Annotated in this window: 20 protein-coding genes; 9 read left to right on the forward strand and 11 right to left on the reverse strand. The window is 64.6% G+C overall.

Annotation, left to right across the window (positions count from 1 at the left end):
* Positions 1-306: 306 nt before the first annotated feature.
* The 3 genes from CCZ27_RS22740 to CCZ27_RS22745 form a co-directional block, all read right to left on the reverse strand.
* Positions 307-3,072: a tetratricopeptide repeat protein gene (locus tag CCZ27_RS22740; RefSeq protein WP_096453013.1), complete on the reverse strand. Its 2,766-nt coding sequence runs from the start codon at positions 3,070-3,072 to the stop codon at positions 307-309.
* Between the two features lie 93 nt (positions 3,073-3,165).
* The gene (locus tag CCZ27_RS23840) at positions 3,166-3,432 is read right to left on the reverse strand and encodes a hypothetical protein (RefSeq protein WP_157748700.1); all 267 of its coding nucleotides are present in this window, start codon (positions 3,430-3,432) and stop codon (positions 3,166-3,168) included.
* 124 nt (positions 3,433-3,556) lie between these two features.
* On the reverse strand, positions 3,557-4,642 hold the full coding sequence (locus CCZ27_RS22745) for an IS5 family transposase (protein ID WP_096453015.1): 1,086 nt from the start codon (positions 4,640-4,642) through the stop codon (positions 3,557-3,559).
* 192 nt (positions 4,643-4,834) lie between these two features.
* On the opposite strand from CCZ27_RS22745, the gene CCZ27_RS22750 reads away from it, so the two are divergent.
* The 3 genes from CCZ27_RS22750 (at position 4,835) to CCZ27_RS22755 (ending at position 7,037) form a co-directional block, all read left to right on the forward strand.
* Entirely contained in the window at positions 4,835-5,785 is a 951-nt protein-coding gene (locus tag CCZ27_RS22750; protein WP_096453017.1) for a restriction endonuclease, read from the forward strand.
* Positions 5,786-6,165: 380 nt separating this feature from the next.
* Entirely contained in the window at positions 6,166-6,321 is a 156-nt protein-coding gene (locus CCZ27_RS23845) for a hypothetical protein (protein WP_157748701.1), read from the forward strand.
* 11 nt (positions 6,322-6,332) lie between these two features.
* A complete protein-coding gene (locus CCZ27_RS22755) occupies positions 6,333-7,037 on the forward strand; it encodes a PEP-CTERM sorting domain-containing protein (protein WP_096453019.1) in 705 nt (234 codons plus the stop codon).
* A 765-nt stretch (positions 7,038-7,802) separates the two neighbouring features.
* Here CCZ27_RS22755 and CCZ27_RS22760 read toward each other — a convergent pair.
* Positions 7,803-8,360 (reverse strand): cyclin-dependent kinase inhibitor 3 family protein, encoded by a 558-nt coding sequence (locus CCZ27_RS22760; protein ID WP_232516699.1) that lies wholly within the window; start codon positions 8,358-8,360, stop codon positions 7,803-7,805.
* A gap of 126 nt (positions 8,361-8,486) precedes the next feature.
* Here CCZ27_RS22760 and tnpA point away from each other — a divergent pair, with 126 nt between their 5' ends.
* From tnpA to CCZ27_RS22780, 4 genes are read left to right on the forward strand one after another with little or no spacing between them, the layout of a single operon-like run.
* Entirely contained in the window at positions 8,487-8,855 is a 369-nt protein-coding gene (gene tnpA, locus CCZ27_RS22765) for an IS66-like element accessory protein TnpA (RefSeq protein ID WP_232516700.1), read from the forward strand.
* Entirely contained in the window at positions 8,852-9,196 is a 345-nt protein-coding gene (tnpB, locus tag CCZ27_RS22770; protein WP_096453023.1) for an IS66 family insertion sequence element accessory protein TnpB, read from the forward strand. The genes tnpA and tnpB overlap by 4 nt, the downstream gene beginning before the upstream one ends.
* Positions 9,197-9,252: 56 nt before the next feature.
* Complete coding sequence (gene tnpC / locus CCZ27_RS22775) at positions 9,253-10,773, forward strand: IS66 family transposase (RefSeq protein ID WP_096453025.1); 1,521 nt, start codon at positions 9,253-9,255, stop codon at positions 10,771-10,773.
* On the forward strand, positions 10,773-11,030 hold the full coding sequence (locus tag CCZ27_RS22780) for a hypothetical protein (protein ID WP_096453027.1): 258 nt from the start codon (positions 10,773-10,775) through the stop codon (positions 11,028-11,030). Before tnpC ends, CCZ27_RS22780 begins: the two co-directional genes overlap by 1 nt.
* An 88-nt stretch (positions 11,031-11,118) precedes the next feature.
* Here the strand turns inward: CCZ27_RS22780 and CCZ27_RS22785 are convergent, their stop codons facing one another.
* The 4 genes from CCZ27_RS22785 to CCZ27_RS22795 form a co-directional block, all read right to left on the reverse strand.
* Positions 11,119-11,307 (reverse strand): hypothetical protein, encoded by a 189-nt coding sequence (locus CCZ27_RS22785; RefSeq protein ID WP_198363387.1) that lies wholly within the window; start codon positions 11,305-11,307, stop codon positions 11,119-11,121.
* A 31-nt stretch (positions 11,308-11,338) separates the two neighbouring features.
* Positions 11,339-11,560: a hypothetical protein gene (locus CCZ27_RS23850; RefSeq protein ID WP_157748702.1), complete on the reverse strand. Its 222-nt coding sequence runs from the start codon at positions 11,558-11,560 to the stop codon at positions 11,339-11,341.
* Positions 11,561-11,602: 42 nt separating this feature from the next.
* Entirely contained in the window at positions 11,603-12,496 is an 894-nt protein-coding gene (locus tag CCZ27_RS22790) for a DNA-binding protein (protein ID WP_096453029.1), read from the reverse strand.
* A 215-nt stretch (positions 12,497-12,711) separates the two neighbouring features.
* Positions 12,712-13,380 carry an SOS response-associated peptidase gene (locus tag CCZ27_RS22795; protein ID WP_096453031.1) on the reverse strand — a complete coding sequence of 223 codons (669 nt, stop codon included), beginning with the start codon at positions 13,378-13,380 and terminating at the stop codon, positions 12,712-12,714.
* Between the two features lie 88 nt (positions 13,381-13,468).
* On the opposite strand from CCZ27_RS22795, the gene CCZ27_RS22800 reads away from it, so the two are divergent.
* Complete coding sequence (locus tag CCZ27_RS22800) at positions 13,469-13,801, forward strand: hypothetical protein (RefSeq protein WP_096453033.1); 333 nt, start codon at positions 13,469-13,471, stop codon at positions 13,799-13,801.
* A gap of 69 nt (positions 13,802-13,870) precedes the next feature.
* Here CCZ27_RS22800 and CCZ27_RS24475 read toward each other — a convergent pair whose 3' ends face one another.
* The gene (locus tag CCZ27_RS24475) at positions 13,871-14,146 is read right to left on the reverse strand and encodes a hypothetical protein (RefSeq protein WP_232516701.1); all 276 of its coding nucleotides are present in this window, start codon (positions 14,144-14,146) and stop codon (positions 13,871-13,873) included.
* A 707-nt stretch (positions 14,147-14,853) separates the two neighbouring features.
* Positions 14,854-14,997: a hypothetical protein gene (locus tag CCZ27_RS22815; protein ID WP_198363388.1), complete on the reverse strand. Its 144-nt coding sequence runs from the start codon at positions 14,995-14,997 to the stop codon at positions 14,854-14,856.
* A 214-nt stretch (positions 14,998-15,211) separates the two neighbouring features.
* Here CCZ27_RS22815 and CCZ27_RS22820 point away from each other — a divergent pair, with 214 nt between their 5' ends.
* Entirely contained in the window at positions 15,212-15,706 is a 495-nt protein-coding gene (locus tag CCZ27_RS22820; protein ID WP_096453037.1) for an H-NS histone family protein, read from the forward strand.
* Positions 15,707-15,930: 224 nt separating this feature from the next.
* Here CCZ27_RS22820 and CCZ27_RS22825 read toward each other — a convergent pair whose 3' ends face one another.
* Positions 15,931-16,479: a retropepsin-like aspartic protease family protein gene (locus CCZ27_RS22825; RefSeq protein ID WP_096453038.1), complete on the reverse strand. Its 549-nt coding sequence runs from the start codon at positions 16,477-16,479 to the stop codon at positions 15,931-15,933.
* Positions 16,480-16,659: the final 180 nt, after the last annotated feature.

The following is a 16,659-nucleotide window of genomic DNA, read 5'->3' on the forward strand; positions in this document are numbered from 1 at the left end:
GCTCAACCTGGGCGATTCGGGAGCGAAGAAGCCGCCTCACCCGCAGGCACTGGGTAGAAAGTTTAAACGCTTAAACGGCGGTGCCGGTGTGGGACGCCGCCGCGTGCGCGCGGATCGGCAGCGACCTGCGCGGAGTGCGAGACTGGAGACGGACGCCCTGTCCGCGCGAGCGCCGCATCGTTGTCCTGTGTGCAAACCGCGTACGGGCGGCTGGCGGAACGGTGGCACCAGTCCGCATTGGACACAACGGCACGGACTGTCCAATAACAGCTATCAGCATGCAACGACATCGGGCAGCCGGCGCCGCTATGGCAACGGCAGCGTCGCCAGCGCGGCATCGAACATTGCAACATGGTCCTGATTGGGATGCAGCCGTCCCTCCCGGTTGAGTTCCTGCAGAATCTCGCGGCCCCGCAGTAGAAGCTCACGCCGCTCCGCAACGGGTAACGCTTTATGGTTGCTGAGCTTCCCGCACGCTACAGCAACATCGACCTGCCACTGTGTGTTGGCCGGATCCCGCGTGGCTATCGCCTCGTGGATCTCCAGACTCTTTTGGAATGCCGCCAGCGCCTGCGCCCCGTCGCCTTGAGCCATCAGCACATCGCCGGTCCTCTGGTGTAGGACCGCCGTGTCACGCTTCCACTGCATGTTGGCCGGATCGACACCGGTGAGCGCCTCAGCGATTTCGAGGCTCTTGCGGAACGCTGCCAGAGCCCCCGCCCTATCGCACCGCATAACCTGTACATCGCCGATTCTCTGGTGACTGGCTGCCAAGGCGCGATGCCACTCCATGTTTGCCGGTTCACCTCGGGCCTGCGCCTCAGCGATCACCAAGGCCATTTGGTACGACGCCAGCGCCCCTCCGCTGTCGCCTTGTGCAACTAACACGTCGCCGATCTTCTGGTGGCTAATCGCCAAGGCGTGCTGCCACCCCAGGTTCGCCGGGTCGCGTCTGGCCAGCGCCTCACTGATCGCCAAGGCCATGCGGTACGACGCCAGCGCATCTCCCTTGTCACCCTGCGCCACCAGCACGTCGCCGACGCGTGCGTGGCTAGCTGCAACGTCTTGCTGCCACTTCGTGTTGGCCAAATCGTGGTCGATTAACCCCTGGCCGATCGCCAAGGCCTTTCGGTACTCCGCCAGCGCACCTCCGCTGTCGCCTTGTACGACTAGCACGTCGCCGATCCTCTGGTAACTAACAGCAAGAGCGTGCTTCCACTCTGTGTTGGTCGGATCCCGCTCAGCCAACCTCTCGGCGATCGCTCGTGCCTTGCGATACGCTGCTAGACCATTTGCTCTGTCGCCTTGCGCTAACAGCACATCGCCGATTCTCTGGTGGTTGGCCGCCACGTCATGCTGCCTCCTCGTGTTGGTCGGCTCACTCTCGGCCAGTGTCTCGGCGATTAACAGGCTCCTTCTGAACGCCGCGAGCGCCTCCACCCTGTTGCCCTGTGCTACCAGCACGTCGCCGATGCTTGTGTAGCTTGCCGCCACATCGCGTTGCAACTTCGTATTGCCCGGGTCGCGCCTAGCCAACGCCTCCGCGATCGTCTGGGTCTTACGATACGCAGTCAAAGCCCCAAGTCCGTCGCCCTGCACCGCAAGCACATCGCCGACCCTGTCATGACTCAACGACAGGTCGCGTTGCCATTGGGTGTTGCCCGGATCTCGCCCTGTCAGCGTCCTGGCGATTTCCAGACCCTCGCGATACGCCACCAGCGCCCCCTCACCGTCGCCCTGCGCCACCAGCACGTCGCCGATCTTGTTGTGGCTCACCAACTGGTCGCGTTGCCACTCGGTGTTGGCCGGCTCTAACTCGGTCAAACGTCGTACTAGAGAATCGCCCGCCACGTATTCCCGCTGGGCATCGGCTATCGAAGAGTAGATGTGCGCCCGATTGCCCTGTTCGATGTGAAACCAGAATGCTGCGTGCAGCGCTTGAGGCCAGTCCGGCTCGACATCGAGGATCTCGGCATACAGTGCCCTGCTTTCGACATACGCCCCTTTCGTTCCATACAGTTCGGCGGTGCGCAGTAGCGGCTCAAGTTCGCTGCGGTTACGCTCACGGACGGCTGCGGCACGAGTGCGCACCGACTGAAGGATGGATGTCTTCTGTGCCGCCATGTAGGCGATCGCCTCATCGACGCCTTGCTCGGCGAGGATTCGGCTCAGTTCCCGGAAAACACTGGTCGAATCGCCCCGCGCCTCGATTTCTGCAAACGAAGTGGCGAGTTCATCGACCCGCATCCGCCACATGGCGTGGGCAGCGTCGGCTGCCTCGCGCCGCTTCTGCCGTTCGCGCCAGTCGCTGGCCGTTTCGGCTTCGGCCAACTCCTGGCGATGGGTTTCTTCGATGGTCGTGAGCAGATGGGCGCGGATTTTCTCTGCATCCACGACGGCGGCTTGTTGCACGGTGGTCGTCAGGTGTTGGGTCGCCCACCAGCCACCCCCACTCAGCATCAGCAGCCCAATCAAGACGGCGACGACGGCCTTCCACAGCCTGTGCTGCCGGATCTCGTCCGTGCGACGCAGTTTAGCGAGTTCGTCGCGCAGCTTGAGGATGATGTTCTCGAGCGCGGTGTCGTCGGTGGCCGTGTGGCGCAGGTGGTTCTCACGAACGAGCCAGTCGAGATAGGCCTGCTGAAGCTTGCGCCGTTCGGCCTGCCAGTTCTGGACGGCAGCTGGCTCGAGACCTGCTGCATTCTCAGGAAGATCAAGTTCCGAGGTGGCATGGTCGCGCGAGCAATGGTCGCCGATGAGGACGACCCAGGTCTTCTTCCCTTTTCTATGGGCATGAAGCAGCTCGAACTGGGTGTACGAAACTCGACCGAACTCGGGATCAGCGTCGGGCGGCTCAGCGCCATACGCGTCGCCCACAAGCTGGATCATCCCCTCACAGCCATCGATCTGCTCGCGCAGCCATTGGCGCAACTCGCCATAGCCGGTCGGAAAATCATCCTGCGATACCGGGTCGTAGCCGAGCGTGCGGACCGTGCGGGCCACCCTCTGCCGTGCGCTGCGCAGCTCCACGCTGACCGCAGATAGAAAGACCCGGGGCCGACTCATGGACATCCCCCATCGATCATGAGCGTTTCGAAAGTTGAGTCACGGAGTGCAGGCATTGCCTTGCGCACCTCACCAACTCACGACGAAAGCATAGTGCCATCAGATCGCCCACGGGGAACCGGGGACGATGATCGCGACGTCGACACCGATCGTCTCAGGAAGGAGGGCCCTGAGTGCGACCGGCAGGATATGCGCGACGACAGCCAATGCGAATTTATACGTGCTGTTGCATCGCTTCGATCCGTCATTGAACGCTTGACGTTTCCTGCGGGCGTCTAGCAGGGTGTTGAAAATTGAACCGACACCTTCGGTTTCCAGCTTGGCTGGGAAAAATCGACGCTGAAGAACCCGGGCGTGGTTTGGCATGAAGCACTTTCCAGCCGTTTTTCGAGCCGATTCCGCTACCGCAATTCAGCAGCGCTCCCGTCGCTGCAAAGACGTTGTTTCCTATCCCATGCCGCACTTCGAATGGCGCGCGAGCGCCAACGAATTACGACGCCAACAAATTGCCCAATCGCGTCAGGTTGTACGCGGCGAAATTGAGCAGCGCATGCGCGCGAATCTTGTCCAGGCCGCGTGCCATCAAACGGCGCAGCGTGCCGATGTCCTTCACCCAGCCGAAGGCTTCCTCGATCATCTTTCGACGACGCAGACTGACCGCGTAGCCTTCGGTGGCCTTGATGTGCTCGGGCACGGAGCTGCTTTGGGTCTTGGCCGCTACGTGCGGGGTAATCCCCAGTGCCGTCAGGGTGCTCACGAATTCGGCAGTGTCGTAACCCCGATCTGCAGCGACGGTGGGTTTGCGGCTCCCGCTCGCCGGCTTGACGCTGCGCTTGACCATGACCAGCGCGACCTCACGTTCGGCGGTCCCGGTGGCTGGAGTCGTGTGCACATCGACGATCAGCCCGTGCCGGTTCTCGGCCAGTGCATGCGTGGTGTAGCTCAGAAACGCCATACCGCCGCCCTTGCTCGCGAGCCGCGAATCAGGGTCGGTGCGCGAAACGTGCGTTGCGTTCGAGCGTTTCTTGCCCCGGAAATCGACCTCGGGGTTGCGCCCCTCACCGGGTCCGGGTGGCTCATCCGAGCCGTCGCGCGCGGCCATGCTCTTGTGCGAGGCCCACGCCCGCAGCAACGAGCCGTCGACGCTGAAATGCTCATCGGACACCAGCTCGACCCATTCGGCAATCGCCACCACGCCGCCGAAGAACTCGCGCATCACGCTCTCCTTGAGCAGGCGCTCGCGGTTGGCCGAGAACGTCGAGTGATCCCAGATCGCCTCGTCCAGCGTCAGCCCGACGAACCAGCGGTACATCATGTTGAAGTCGATATGTTCGACCAGCGCCCGTTCCGAGCGGATCGAAAACAGACATTGCAGCAGCGAGGCCCGCAGCAATCGTTCCGGCGCAATCGAGGGGCGTCCGCCTTCGGCATAGAGCGCATCAAAATGCGCAGACATCGAACGCAAAACCAGATCGGCGAGCACTTTCACGCGACGCAGCGGGTGGTCTCGGGGAATTCGATCCTCGAGATTGACGTAGCTGAACAGGGGGCTTTGTTTATGGTCAGTGCCGCGCATCGGAACAATTGGAGTGGTAATGCAGATCGTATTGTAACGTCCGGGAAAGCCTTGCCAGTGCTCGGATCTGGCTAAATCAACAACCTGTTAGGAATTCACGGCGGATATTCCGTGCTGATGTCATGATGAAGGCGCTGTCGAGCGAGCGGGCAGGCGAAGCACTTCAGATGGAATAAGGATGGTCGAGGAACAATGAGTCGTCGTTACCGAAGATCCAGGCGCGAGCCTGGCCTGATCGAGATTGCCGCCACATCGGATTGGAAAGTTGCAGCGGGGATGGCTGCCGTTTGCGCCTTGGCGGCGACTGTCATCATTCCGGCCCTGTTCGGAGGAAGCCGGGTACTCGGTGGCCTCGTACTGATGTTGAGCCCGCTGGCATGGTTGATGGCAGCCGTCTTCGGCGTCATCGCGCTGTTCCGTTTCCTGAAACAACGCACCGCCGCGCCTCCCTCTACCGCCATACCCTCTCGTGTCGAGTGGCGTGAGCCCACCACAGTAGTCACCAGTGCGCCGCTCTCCGATCTCGACAGGGAACTGCTGTCCGGGACGCGGCAGCCGTCTCCTGCGGATACGCCCTCGGCACGACCGACTGCGTGGTCAAGAGAGGTCATCGATCGCATCGAGTGGAAGCGCTTCGAGGATCTGTGCTGCGAGTTCTACCGGGTAAAAGGCATTCGTGCTGAGACCACCCGTCTGGGGGCGGACGGTGGCATCGACATCCGCCTCTTTCAGGACGACGCCGATCCCCAGCGCTGCACGGCGGTCGTGCAGTGCAAGGCGTGGAATCAGGCCGTGGGCGTGAAGCCGGTGCGAGAGCTGCGGGGGGTGATGGCGCACGAGAAGGTCGAGAAAGCCTTCTTCATGGCACCCAACGGGTTCACCGACGACGCCAAGGCGTTCGCGCTGGAGAACCGCATCACCTTGCTCGACGGCCGATTGTTTCTCGCGATGCTCGAGCGCTTGCCCGAGTCGCAACGCCAGGCGTTGCTCGAGTTCGCCACCACGGGCGATTGGACGACCCCTACCTGTCCCAGTTGCGGCCTCAAGATGAGGGCACGCGACAGCAAGCGTGGTCGTTTCTGGGGCTGTGTCAGCTATCCGGGGTGCCGAGGCATGCTGCCGATGCGCGCGACCGCAGGCTGAAAATGGGCGGTGTCACACCGTGTGACACATCTGCGGCTGATCGGTGTCATTGGACGAAACGGCGTCGACTGTCCAATGTCGCGCGCGGTGCGGCCGAAGGCCTCGAAGGTCCCGCGGGGAAGGAACGGCTGGATCCGACCCCTGGCCCGCCGGTCGCTGAGGCGAAGGCTGGGTGGCTCTTGCCCAAGTGAGCTGGCCGTTCGCGACCAGGGGTGCGCTCGTATCGATGTCGGCTCGCTTTACACTACCCGACGCCGCAATAGCTCGTTCGTAACTATTTCATTGTTTTTAAATATCTCTTTTGATTTGGCACTCTCATTGCTTGCTGAAATCTATGCGCAGTGGAACTGCGAACTCCAACAACAACAAGGAGAGAGACGATGACGGAGAGGATTCTGCCCTCACTGGCCACGGCGGGCCTCGCGCTGCCCATTGGTAGTCATGCCGCTGCGCTGGTTTCGTTCGTGGAGAGCGATGAAAAAGTCGTCGGTACGTATATCGACACCAGCTCAACCTACGTCCGGATCGCTCGATAGAGGAGACGCTCATGCTGAATTTCAATCGTTTTGGCCTTGTCCTGACGCTGGCGATAGCCCTCCCGTTCACATCTCATGCCAGTCAGGTGACGTACTACTTTGGCGGCACCTTGAACTTCGCCGATCCACTCCTGAGCCCGACCTTCGATGTCGGCAACAGCTTCCACGGATCCTTGACCGTCGAGTCGACCGCCGTCGACATCGATCCCAACCCGCAGCGCGGCGTCTTCGGGCCTGGACCCGCCTTTACCGTTGCCATAAACGGCATGACCTTTACCAAGGCAAGTATTGGCGGCACGGGCGGCGTAGCGGTAGGCAACGATCTAGGAGGACTCGACTCTGTATCGTGGAATTCGGAAGTTGCCACTGGCACGAGTGTGAATGGCTATACGCCGACGGGGTTTCACTTGCAGTTGCAGGACAACGAAGGCACGGTCTTCAGCAGCGATCAATTACCGACTGCCGGGATTGATCTGAGCCAATTCGAACTAGCAAGATTCGGACTGCTATTTCAGTACCTCAATCCGCTTGCCGTTCTTTTCGACAACGCGGAAATAGGTGGCGACCTTGATTACCTCAGCCTGACCGACCCCAATGCCGTGAATACGGTTCCTGAACCGTCTTCGCTGGCCTTGGGATTGCTGGCCCTAGGCGGTTTAGCTGGCGGAAGAAGGTTTTTCGGTGCCGAGAATCGAGCAGGGGGCGAAAGAACTTGAGGTTCGCGGGCCGCTTCTGTTCTCACCACCAACGTCGATATAGCGAGGATTTCTTCGACATATGCCATCTTCGAAGAGTATTTAAAACGAAACACGGGCTTAAGCTTCGCGGGAAACGGCATAGAGCCATTATGGAACACCGCGTCGTCGGGCCATGACCATGCGGGGTCGTTTAGGGGCATGGCGCGGCGTGATTAGACAAAATGAACCATTTTGTCCAACGGCTGGGCGCCACCCTCAGCGACAACGCGGCTTCGAGCCCGTCCTTCTTACTGTACTTTGGACAAAACGGACAGGGGACTGACCGAATGGCAGCAGCCCAAGTGCGCGGCCGTTCGAGCGGCAGCTCTATCTGCGGGCCAAACGGCGGGGCGTGGCCGGGTCACGCCCTGAGCTTCGTTCCTGTCACCTGTCGTTCGCGACCGGTTTGTAGCCGAGCCAGCTGTCCGGTCTGCGGCGACCGCTGACCCGCGATAGAAATAGCGGCTGATGACACGAGTGTTGGGTCTACCCCCTGTGCAGAAAAAGCAAGTCTGGTCAGTTGCAGAAAGCGTGAGCCGGCGGCGCTGGATTGCGAGCTCGGCGGACGGATTGCTAGCCGGGTTGCAAGGAATGTGAGCCTGGCGGTCTGGTCAGTTGCAGAAAATCTGAGCAGGAAACGGGCCTGGATTGCGAGCCGGGAGCGCTACGAGTGCAAGCCGCTACACATAGACGTCTTCGCGAAACCCCATCAGGCGTTCGAACCAATCCATCGGCGTCACCTTGTCACGACCCAGCGCCGCGTCGGCGCGACAGGTTCAGGACATATTGTTCCTGTTCAGCAGTCTCGATCGCCCCGGGTCGCGCCGACCGGACGCGCCCGATCGCTTCGACCGCCGGCATTCCCAGTTCGACCAGGAGACGGGCCGCGACCGTCCCCGCACGCCCGAGTCCGCCCCGGCAGTGCACCAGCACCCGGTGCCCGGCGAGCAACGCATTGCACAGCACCGGACCGCTCGTCTGCCAGCCCGCCTCGAATCGCGCGCCGGGCGGCTGAACGTCCGGGATCGGCAGGTGGTGCCAATCGAGGCCGCGAGCACGGATCTGGGCGCCGAGCTCGGGCACGCCGAGCAGCGCGAGTTCATGCTCCTCGAGAAGGGTCACCACCGCGCGCGCGCCCCACGCGACGATCACACCCAGGTCGACCGCGAGATCCCGCTCCCAGCGGAAGTCGTACAGGCTGGGGCCGGTCTTGCCCGGGCAAAACGTGATCCCAATGCGGCCGCATTGCTCACCGGCGATCACCTCGTCAATGTGAAGCGGATCGCTGCGGCTCGTCCGCACGGGCGCGGCCTTTTCCGTAAGCGTCCGCCCAATGCCGTCTTTCCTTCGGCGTAGCCGTCGCTGACGATCACCCCCTTGGAGGGGGCACCCAACTTTGTGCCCACAATGGATTTCATGGACACAAACTTGGATCAACGCCCGCAGCGTGGCCCGCGCGGGCCGTACCGCCGCCACACGATCGAGTTCAAACGCGCCGTTGTCGAGCAGTCGCTGCAGCCGGGCGCCTCCGTGTCGCGACTCGCGCGCCAGCACGACATCAACGCCAACCAGATTTTCGCGTGGCGCAAGGCCTACCACGAAGGTCGCTTGGACGCGGCTGCGTTCGTACCGATCGTCCTCACCGACACCGACGGCTTGGACGCAACGGAGAGGCTCGATCCCCCGGCGGTCGCGTTCGGTCGGCTGACGATCGAGCGCAAGGGCGCACGGCTGACCGTCGAGGGACGTCCTGACGCCCAGGTGCTCGCGCAGGTGCTGGCGGTGCTGCTGCGATGATCGTCCCGCCCTCTGGGACGCGGATCTGGATCGCGGCCGGCATCACCGACATGCGGCGCGGCTTCGATGGACTCGCCGCACTTGTGCAGACTCAACTCCAGACCGATCCCTTCAGCGGCCAGATCTTCGTGTTCCGGGGGCGACGCGGAGACCGGATCAAGGTGCTGTGGTGGGACGGCGACGGCTTGTGCCTGTTCGCCAAGCGGCTCGAGCACGGCAAATTCGTCTGGCCGCAGGTCACGCACGGGAGCGTAGCGCTGACAGCGGCGCAGTTGTCGATGCTGCTCGAAGGCATCGACTGGCGGCGCACGGTCAGAACGGCACCGAATCGGGCCGCCTAGCGGTAGATGAGCGTCTTTTAGCGGCATTTGGCGGCATGCTTCGGTATCATGTCGCCATGCCGAACGCGTCTGTTTCCGCCCCTGACGAAGTCATCGCCCTGCGGGCGAAGGTGAGCGAACAGGCGGCCGAGATCGAGCACCTGAAGCTGGTGATCGCCAAGCTGCGCCGCATGCAGTTCGGCCGCAGCTCGGAGCAGATGAACGAGATGCTCGGCCAGCTCGAACTCTCGCTCGAAGAGCTCGAAACAGTGTGTGCCGAGACCCCGGCCGAACCCGCGACGCCAGCCGACACGCGCGAGGCGCCCCCGTCCCGCAAACCGCTCCCCGAGCATCTGCCCCGCGACATCGAGGAGCACCTGCCTTCAGCGTGTGACTGCCCAGCCTGCGGCGGCACGCTCAAGAAACTGGGCGAGACCGTCAGCGAGATGCTCGAGTACGTGCCGGCGAGCTTCCGGGTGATCCGTCATGTGCGCCCCAAGTTCGCCTGCAGCCGCTGCGACACGATCGTGCAAGCGGACGCGCCCGCGCGACCGATCGCCCGGGGGCTGGCGGGCGCCGGGCTGCTCGCCCATGTGCTGGTCGCCAAGTATTGCGATCATCTGCCGCTCTACCGCCAGAGCGCTATCTATGCCCGAGAGGGCGTCGAGCTCGAGCGCTCGACGCTGGCCGATTGGGTGGGGCAATGCAATGCGCTGCTGCGTCCGTTGGTCCAGGTGCTGCGCCAGCATGTGCTCTCGGCCACCAAGCTGCACGCCGACGACACCCCGGTGCCGGTGCTCTCGCCGGGCGAGGGCCAGACCCGGACCGGTCGGTTGTGGACCTACGTGCGCGACGACCGCCCCGCAGGCGACGCGACGCCGCCGGCCGTGTGGTTCGCCTACTCGCCCAATCGCCGGGGCGAACACCCGCAACGCCACCTCGCGCCCTTCAAGGGCGTGCTGCAGGCCGATGCCTTTGCCGGATTCGCGCCGCTCTATCTGGGCGGGGCCATCCAGGAGGCGGCCTGCTGGGCGCATGTGCGGCGCAAGTTCTACGACCTGCACAAAGCGCAGGCCTCCCCCCTGGCGGCTGAGGCGCTCAAGCAGATCGGCATGCTGTACACGGTGGAAGAGTTGATTCGGGGCAAACCGCCCGAACTGCGCCGGGCGGAACGGCAGGCGCGCGCCGGCCCTGTGCTCGTTGCGCTACGCGCCTGGTTCGACGCCACCCTCAAGCAACTCTCGCAGAAATCGGCACTGGCCGAGGCGATCCGCTATGCGCTCGCCCGCTGGGAGGCGCTCGTGCGCTACAGCACCGACGGGCGCATCGAGATCGACAACAACGCCGCAGAACGGGCGCTGCGCACGGTCGCCCTGGGGCGGAAGAATTTCCTCTTCGCGGGTTCTGACGCGGGAGGCGAGCGTGCGGCGGCAATCTACAGCCTGATCGGCACGGCTAAGCTCAACGGCCTCGATCCCGAGGCCTACCTGCGTCACGTAATCGCCTGCATCGCGGAGTATCCGGTGAACCGCGTCGATGAGCTGCTGCCGTGGAAGGTCGAACTCAAGGCAGCGACTCCCAAACAGAAGGCCGCTTGATGAAGCATCCCGCCGCCGATCCGCTGGCAGCGCTCAAGAGCGTGGAGTGGCTGATCTCGAATGGTGGCCAGATCTCGCTCGGCGCGTTCGGTCCGGTGGAGTGTGCCGCCGTGGCAAATGACGAGAGCGACTGCCTGGCGATGCTACAGCGCCGCGATGGTGAATCCCTCTACCAGCTGCTGACCCGCCTCGATGCCGCCATCGCCCGCGCATGGAATGAGGGCGAGTTCACCGACGAGATCAACCCGGACTGCTGAACAACTGGCAAGACGGCGATCGTCGGACGCTTACCCTTTTCCTTCATACGCTCACCAAATGCCTGTCGGTCAGCACGGACTCGCCGTCTCAGCGGTACGCGACCAGCGGGCCCCGTTGCTGGCCGACCAATCGACGCACGCCGCGTGCGCCGACGAAGACCGCGATGCGCCCCGGATGACGCCAGCCGTCGACGGTGTGCCGATAGCCGAGCCTGGCCAGCAGGGCGTCGACCTTGTCGGCCTGCCCGTCCACGTCGCCGATGACGGCGTAGCCCATGGTGTCGCTCAGTGAAGCGTTGCGTCTTCCATCACACGATGCCTGCGTCGAAAGGCTCGCCCGCGCGCCTTTTCGGAAAAGTTGCGGTGCGAAAGCATGCCATGCCCGTGCGGCGCTTGCATGGCCCGGTGCCTACCACCACCCGCCGATCGGGCCGCCAGGATGACCGGGTCTCGAGCGCAGCCCAGAAGCGGCTTGCCGCGGCAACGCCCTCTGCACCGCAGCGCTGCAGCGCTGCAGCGGCATCGATCATCACCTGACATCCCTGAAGCCCCACTGCAGGAATCGCCCCGGATCACGCACCGCCCGCGCCCCGGGCGCCCATCGCCTCGAGCAGCGCCGCGTTCTGCGCCTGTAGCGCCTCGAGCTGGCCGGCGAGCCGGGCGGTGTGCTCCCGAGCGGCCACAGCGACTTTCGCCTGCTCGTCGCGCGCCTTCTCCACCGCGACCACCTTGTCCGCGCAGCGCTGCGCTTCCCGGGCCGCGTCCTTTCGGTGCTCTTGGTGTGATTTCTCCGCGGCCTCGGCCGTCGCCTTCACCGTCACCAGTTCGGCGCGCAGGCCCTCGACGGCCACTACCGCCTGCCTGAGTTCCTGCCGAACCTCGTCGAGCTGGGCGCCGGCCACCTTCAACGCCTCGGCGTGCTGTTCCGCCTCGGTCTGCGCCGCCCTCTCCGCCGCGGTCAGACGCTCGCGCAACTGGGCGAGCTCGACCTTGTGCCGCTGGGACTCGGCTGACACCTGGTCGAAGCGCTGCTGTAGCGCCTCGCGCTCGGCTCTGGAGGCTTCGAGCCGGTCCTCGAGGTCGTCGACCGTTTGCGCTGCGTCCGCGAGTTCGCGCTCGGCCTGTTCGCGCTGCTCGCCAGCGGCACGAACGATCTCCGCCACCCGGCGCTCGGCCGCCTTCACAGCCTTGTCATTGAGCTCGACTGCCAGCGCGGCGATCCGCTCGGTCAGCGCCCTGGTGACCTGAGCGACCGTCTCGGCGACTTCGACCGGCAACTCGGCGACGGGCTCCGCCTGTGCGACCTGCTTGCTCGCCAGATGCTCTTCCCACACCTGGCGCAGGCGCGACGGGTTGCCGCCCCCCACCCTCTGCCGGAGGGCGAAGCCGGTGACGTTGCGGCCGGCAGCCTGGATGGACTCGCCGGCGGCGACGATCTCCTCGGGGGTGTATTCGGCTGGACGCATGGCGGGATCTCCTCAACAGGGGCTAGACTATAAACTAAACAAAGTACTAAACAAACAAACTAATTAAATAAAGCTCTCGACCAGCGGCGATCCGGCGCCGCGCCGCGGCGAGAATCCGCAGAAAAGAGGGGGTTTTCGCCCGAGCAATCGGACGTCGTGCCGCAAACTGGCGTTCGAAGCGGGGAGAGATGGGTGGACGAGGCCCGGAAAACCGCTCAGATCGCCTGGATCAGCGTCGGCGAGTCGTTCCGCACGCTCCCCACCGCCCGCGAAACCGGATACGCCGCGAGCCCTGCCTCCGGACACGGCCTCATTAGCCCCTGCACCTGGTCGGCCGGCGTGGCCCCGCTCAACCACGCCGCGTAATCCCCCGGCGCCAGGATCACCGGCATCCGATCGTGCAGCGGCCGCATCGCCGCATTGGCCTCGGTGGTGACGATCGTGAACGTGTCGAGCTCCTCGCCGTCGGCCGGGCGCGTCCAGCGCTCCCACAGCCCTGCCAGCCCGAAGAACTCGCCCTCGACCGGGTGGATGTAGAACGGCTGCTTTTCGCCGGCGATCTGCTGCCACTCGTAGAAGCCGTTGGCCGGCACGATGCAGCGGCGGCGGCGAAACGCCGCCCGAAAGGACGGCTTCTCGGCAACCGACTCGCCGCGCGCGTTGATCAGCTTGATCGCGATCGCCTCATCCTTCGCCCACGACGGCACCAGCCCCCAGCGCAACAAATGGATCACCCGCTCGCCGCTCGGGCGCTGGCGCACCACCGGCAGCCACTGCATCGGCGCCGCGTTGTAACGCGGCTCGAACTCGAAGCCTTCGGGATCGGCCTCGAAGCGTTCGCGCAGGCGCGAGACCGGACCGTAGAGCGCGTAACGACCGCACATTGCTGAAGCCTCCTGCCGACGGGCTCGAGCAGCGCCCCAAGCCCGACACAATGAGCGAAAATAGACTGTATTTTTTTACAGTCTTTCCATGTACGTTAGAGTCGTCCAACTGATGGCCGAAGGAATACGCCGCCCGCGCGACACGTGCCTGGCCGACCCCGGCATCACCGGCACCCTCAGCATAGGCGACATCCCGATCGGCACCGCCGAGAAGCGCCCGCTGCGCGCCGCGCAACTCTGGGAACAGTGGGGCTCGGCGGCCAAGCGCCCACTGCTGCCGCCACTCTTCGACGTCCAGGTGCTGCGCATGACCCCGCGCGGGCTGCTGCTGCGCGGGTTCCAGATCGACAGCCGCAACCTCGAGGCCATCGCGCAGCACGCGCAGGAATGGTGGGCCGTGCCGATCCGCGACCAGGAATGAAACCTAGTGCAGCGTCCCGGAAGGCCCGCCCTTGCCTTCCTTCACCGGCAGCAGATCCGTGAACCGGCCCTACACCTCGGTGTAATGCCGGAACTCCGGCACCCCGATCGTGCGCTTCTTCTTGCTGATGCCTTTCGGCTTGATCGGCACCTGGGCGACCCACACGCCGTGGCGCGTCTCGAGCGCCAGGCTCACCACCTCGATCCGCCAGCTCGCCGGGCAGTCGAGCGCATAGCGCCCGATCACCGCCTGCTCGAATTCTGGCGTGCCGCGCGGGGGCAGGCCTGCCGGATCGAGGTCGTCGAGCGGGATCTGGAAGATTTCCGGGGCTTGGTGCGTAGTCATTCGGGGCGGGTCTGATCGCTGAAACGGAGGCCAGATTGTCGCACAGCCGATCCCCCCACCTGACGCCGCCCGCGCGTGCATCAAGCCGCCTCGAGGTGCTGAACAGGATCCCAGATGGCCGATGACATCCGTCCTGAGGTCGGGCCCGAGGCCCGTGGTGTCGCCTTCGCGTGCCCGCTGCGAACCACGGACACGCCTTCGTCGTGATCGCCATGCAACCGAGCCTCGACTCGAGGAGAGGTTATCCACAAAAACTGTGGATAAGTCCTGGGGTGAGGGCGCCAGCGGGCTGATTTTTCAGGGGCTCAAGGACTGCTCGGTCCTTGGGCAGAATCCCTTGCATCCTCGAGGGGCGCCAGACTCATCGGTTCCTCGACGCCTCCCAGGCGCAGGAGAAGGCGGGGCTTCGCGCGCCCGGTCAACAAGACATCAAGCCTTTGGGCGTTGTCCGCGAAATCATCGGTAAGCCCCGCGGGCGGGTATTCGGCTGCGTGGCGTTCCTGACCGTCCTGGAGCGCGGGCGGGAAGGGTGGCCGGCGACGAGGTTGCACCGGACCTACACGAAAACGTCGCCCCTCGGTCGAACAGCGAAGAGGTGTTGCCCCTGATTCGCCACACGGCGTGGATGCATGGCCATTGCCACACAGCCGGGCTGATCGTGTCGCGTTGTCTCGGCCAGCCCGCCCATCATCAGGAGAGGCGCCCGATCAGCGCGTCCAACTGGATTCATCGTGTGTCAACCGCCCGTCAGGGTCGTTGACGTTGACGGCATTGCCGTCCTTGAGCTGGCTCACATACACGACGACGTTGGTGCCACCCGCGTGCACCTGCCTGCGCTCGCTGCCTGACATGCGCGCCTGCATCACCGGAGACGATGACCCGCCGGGCGCTTCTGCTGACGCTTCTTACACCATTCCCGGGACACGATCGGAGGCAAACCCCGCGGCAGCCGTGGGGGGCGGGACCGACACGCAAAGCGCCACCCGTGTCTTCCCCGCGTGCCCCTGGGTCACTCTGCGTGGCATCATGTTCCACTTTCGTCATACCACGCCCCCGGCCACCCGAATGAAAGACTTCGACGAACTCACCCTCCCGCAACTCAGGCAGCTTCACGTGCGGATTTCGAAGGAAATCGACAAGCGCGCTTCAGCTACGAAGGCCGACCTCCTCAAGCGGATGCGCAAGCTCGCCGAACAGGAAGGCGTCACCCTTGAAGACCTGCTCGGCGGAACCACCGTCGACGCGCCCGCCCAGGCCCGGGGCGCACGCCGGCGCGCTGAAGCGGCCCCGACGCCGAATCAGAAGGCGCCGTTGCCCTTCAAGTACCGGAACCCGGACAATCCCGCGCAAGGCTGGTCCGGCCGCGGCCGCAAGCCCGGTTGGGTGGTGGCGTGGCTCGCCAACGGCGGCGCCTTGTCGGCGCTCGAGCACACCGGCGCGCTGAAGAAGTCCCGACGTCATACGCCAGCGCCTGCAGAGATCGCCCCAGCCATCGTGGCCTCGGACATCGACGCCGCTCCGGCCACCCCGTCCTCCGACGCATCCGCCGAGGCCACCTGACGGAACGTTCCGGCTCGCTTGCCCACCGCGCAAGTGCGCTTGTCGAGCGCCGGGAGCCCGAGCCTTTCCATGCAGGCCCCCGCCATCGCGCCGACAGGCGAGATCGGCCAGTAGCGCACGCTGGCGTGGCCAGGGCGCGCCCGTCGGCGTGCCAGCGGATCAGGGGTTCGACCAGGCAGGCACTGCGCCTGGCCTTACGCCTTCTCGCGCGATCAGCGGCCCATTCAGGTCCGCCCGCCCCGCGTGTCAGCGGCAGGCCGCGCAGGGCGCAGCACCAGTACGTCGCCGCGCTGGGCGAAATCCAGATGCTTCAGGACACTCATCCCCAGCAGCACTTCGTCATCCTTCATGCCGGGGTTCAGGTGGCCGCGGACGCCCGTCAGCCGGAACGTACCAAAGGCAAGTTCGGCGATTGAGGTTTCGCGCACGGCGACTGGGCCGTTTGCGGTCATCGCTGTGCCGCGGGCACCGGGCACCAACTGCAGCGCTTCAACGAGGTGCGCGGGCACCGCGACGTGCGTGGCGCCGGTGTCGAGCAGGAAACGCACTGGCCGGCCATTGATCAGGCCCGGAAAGCGGTAATGCCCGGCACGATCGCGCCTGAGCACCAGCTCCGTGGCGCCGGGATCGACCACCAGGTTCCGGTTGGGGTGATCGCGCCGCTCGAGCACGCCGTGGAAACTGACCCAGCCCAGCGCCAGAAAAGCCACGGTGGCAAGCAAGCCCATCGTTCGGCCCAGGCGGCGGGTGTCGGCATCGTGTCGGCTGGTCATCGGGGGTAGATCTCCTCGTCGTCGGCCGGGGCCACGCAAGTCAGGGGCGCGAGGTGCTTTGGCTCAGCCGGCGCCGGTTTCGTTCCGGAATCCGCGCTTTGCGGCGATGACCTCGCACCATCTATTCGACCCGGATTTCTGCCACGTCGCCCGTGGCAGGGAGAAAGGCGTCGTCGAGAA

Origin of the sequence: Thauera sp. K11, from assembly GCF_002354895.1 — a bacterium.
Lineage (GTDB): Bacteria > Pseudomonadota > Gammaproteobacteria > Burkholderiales > Rhodocyclaceae > Thauera > Thauera sinica.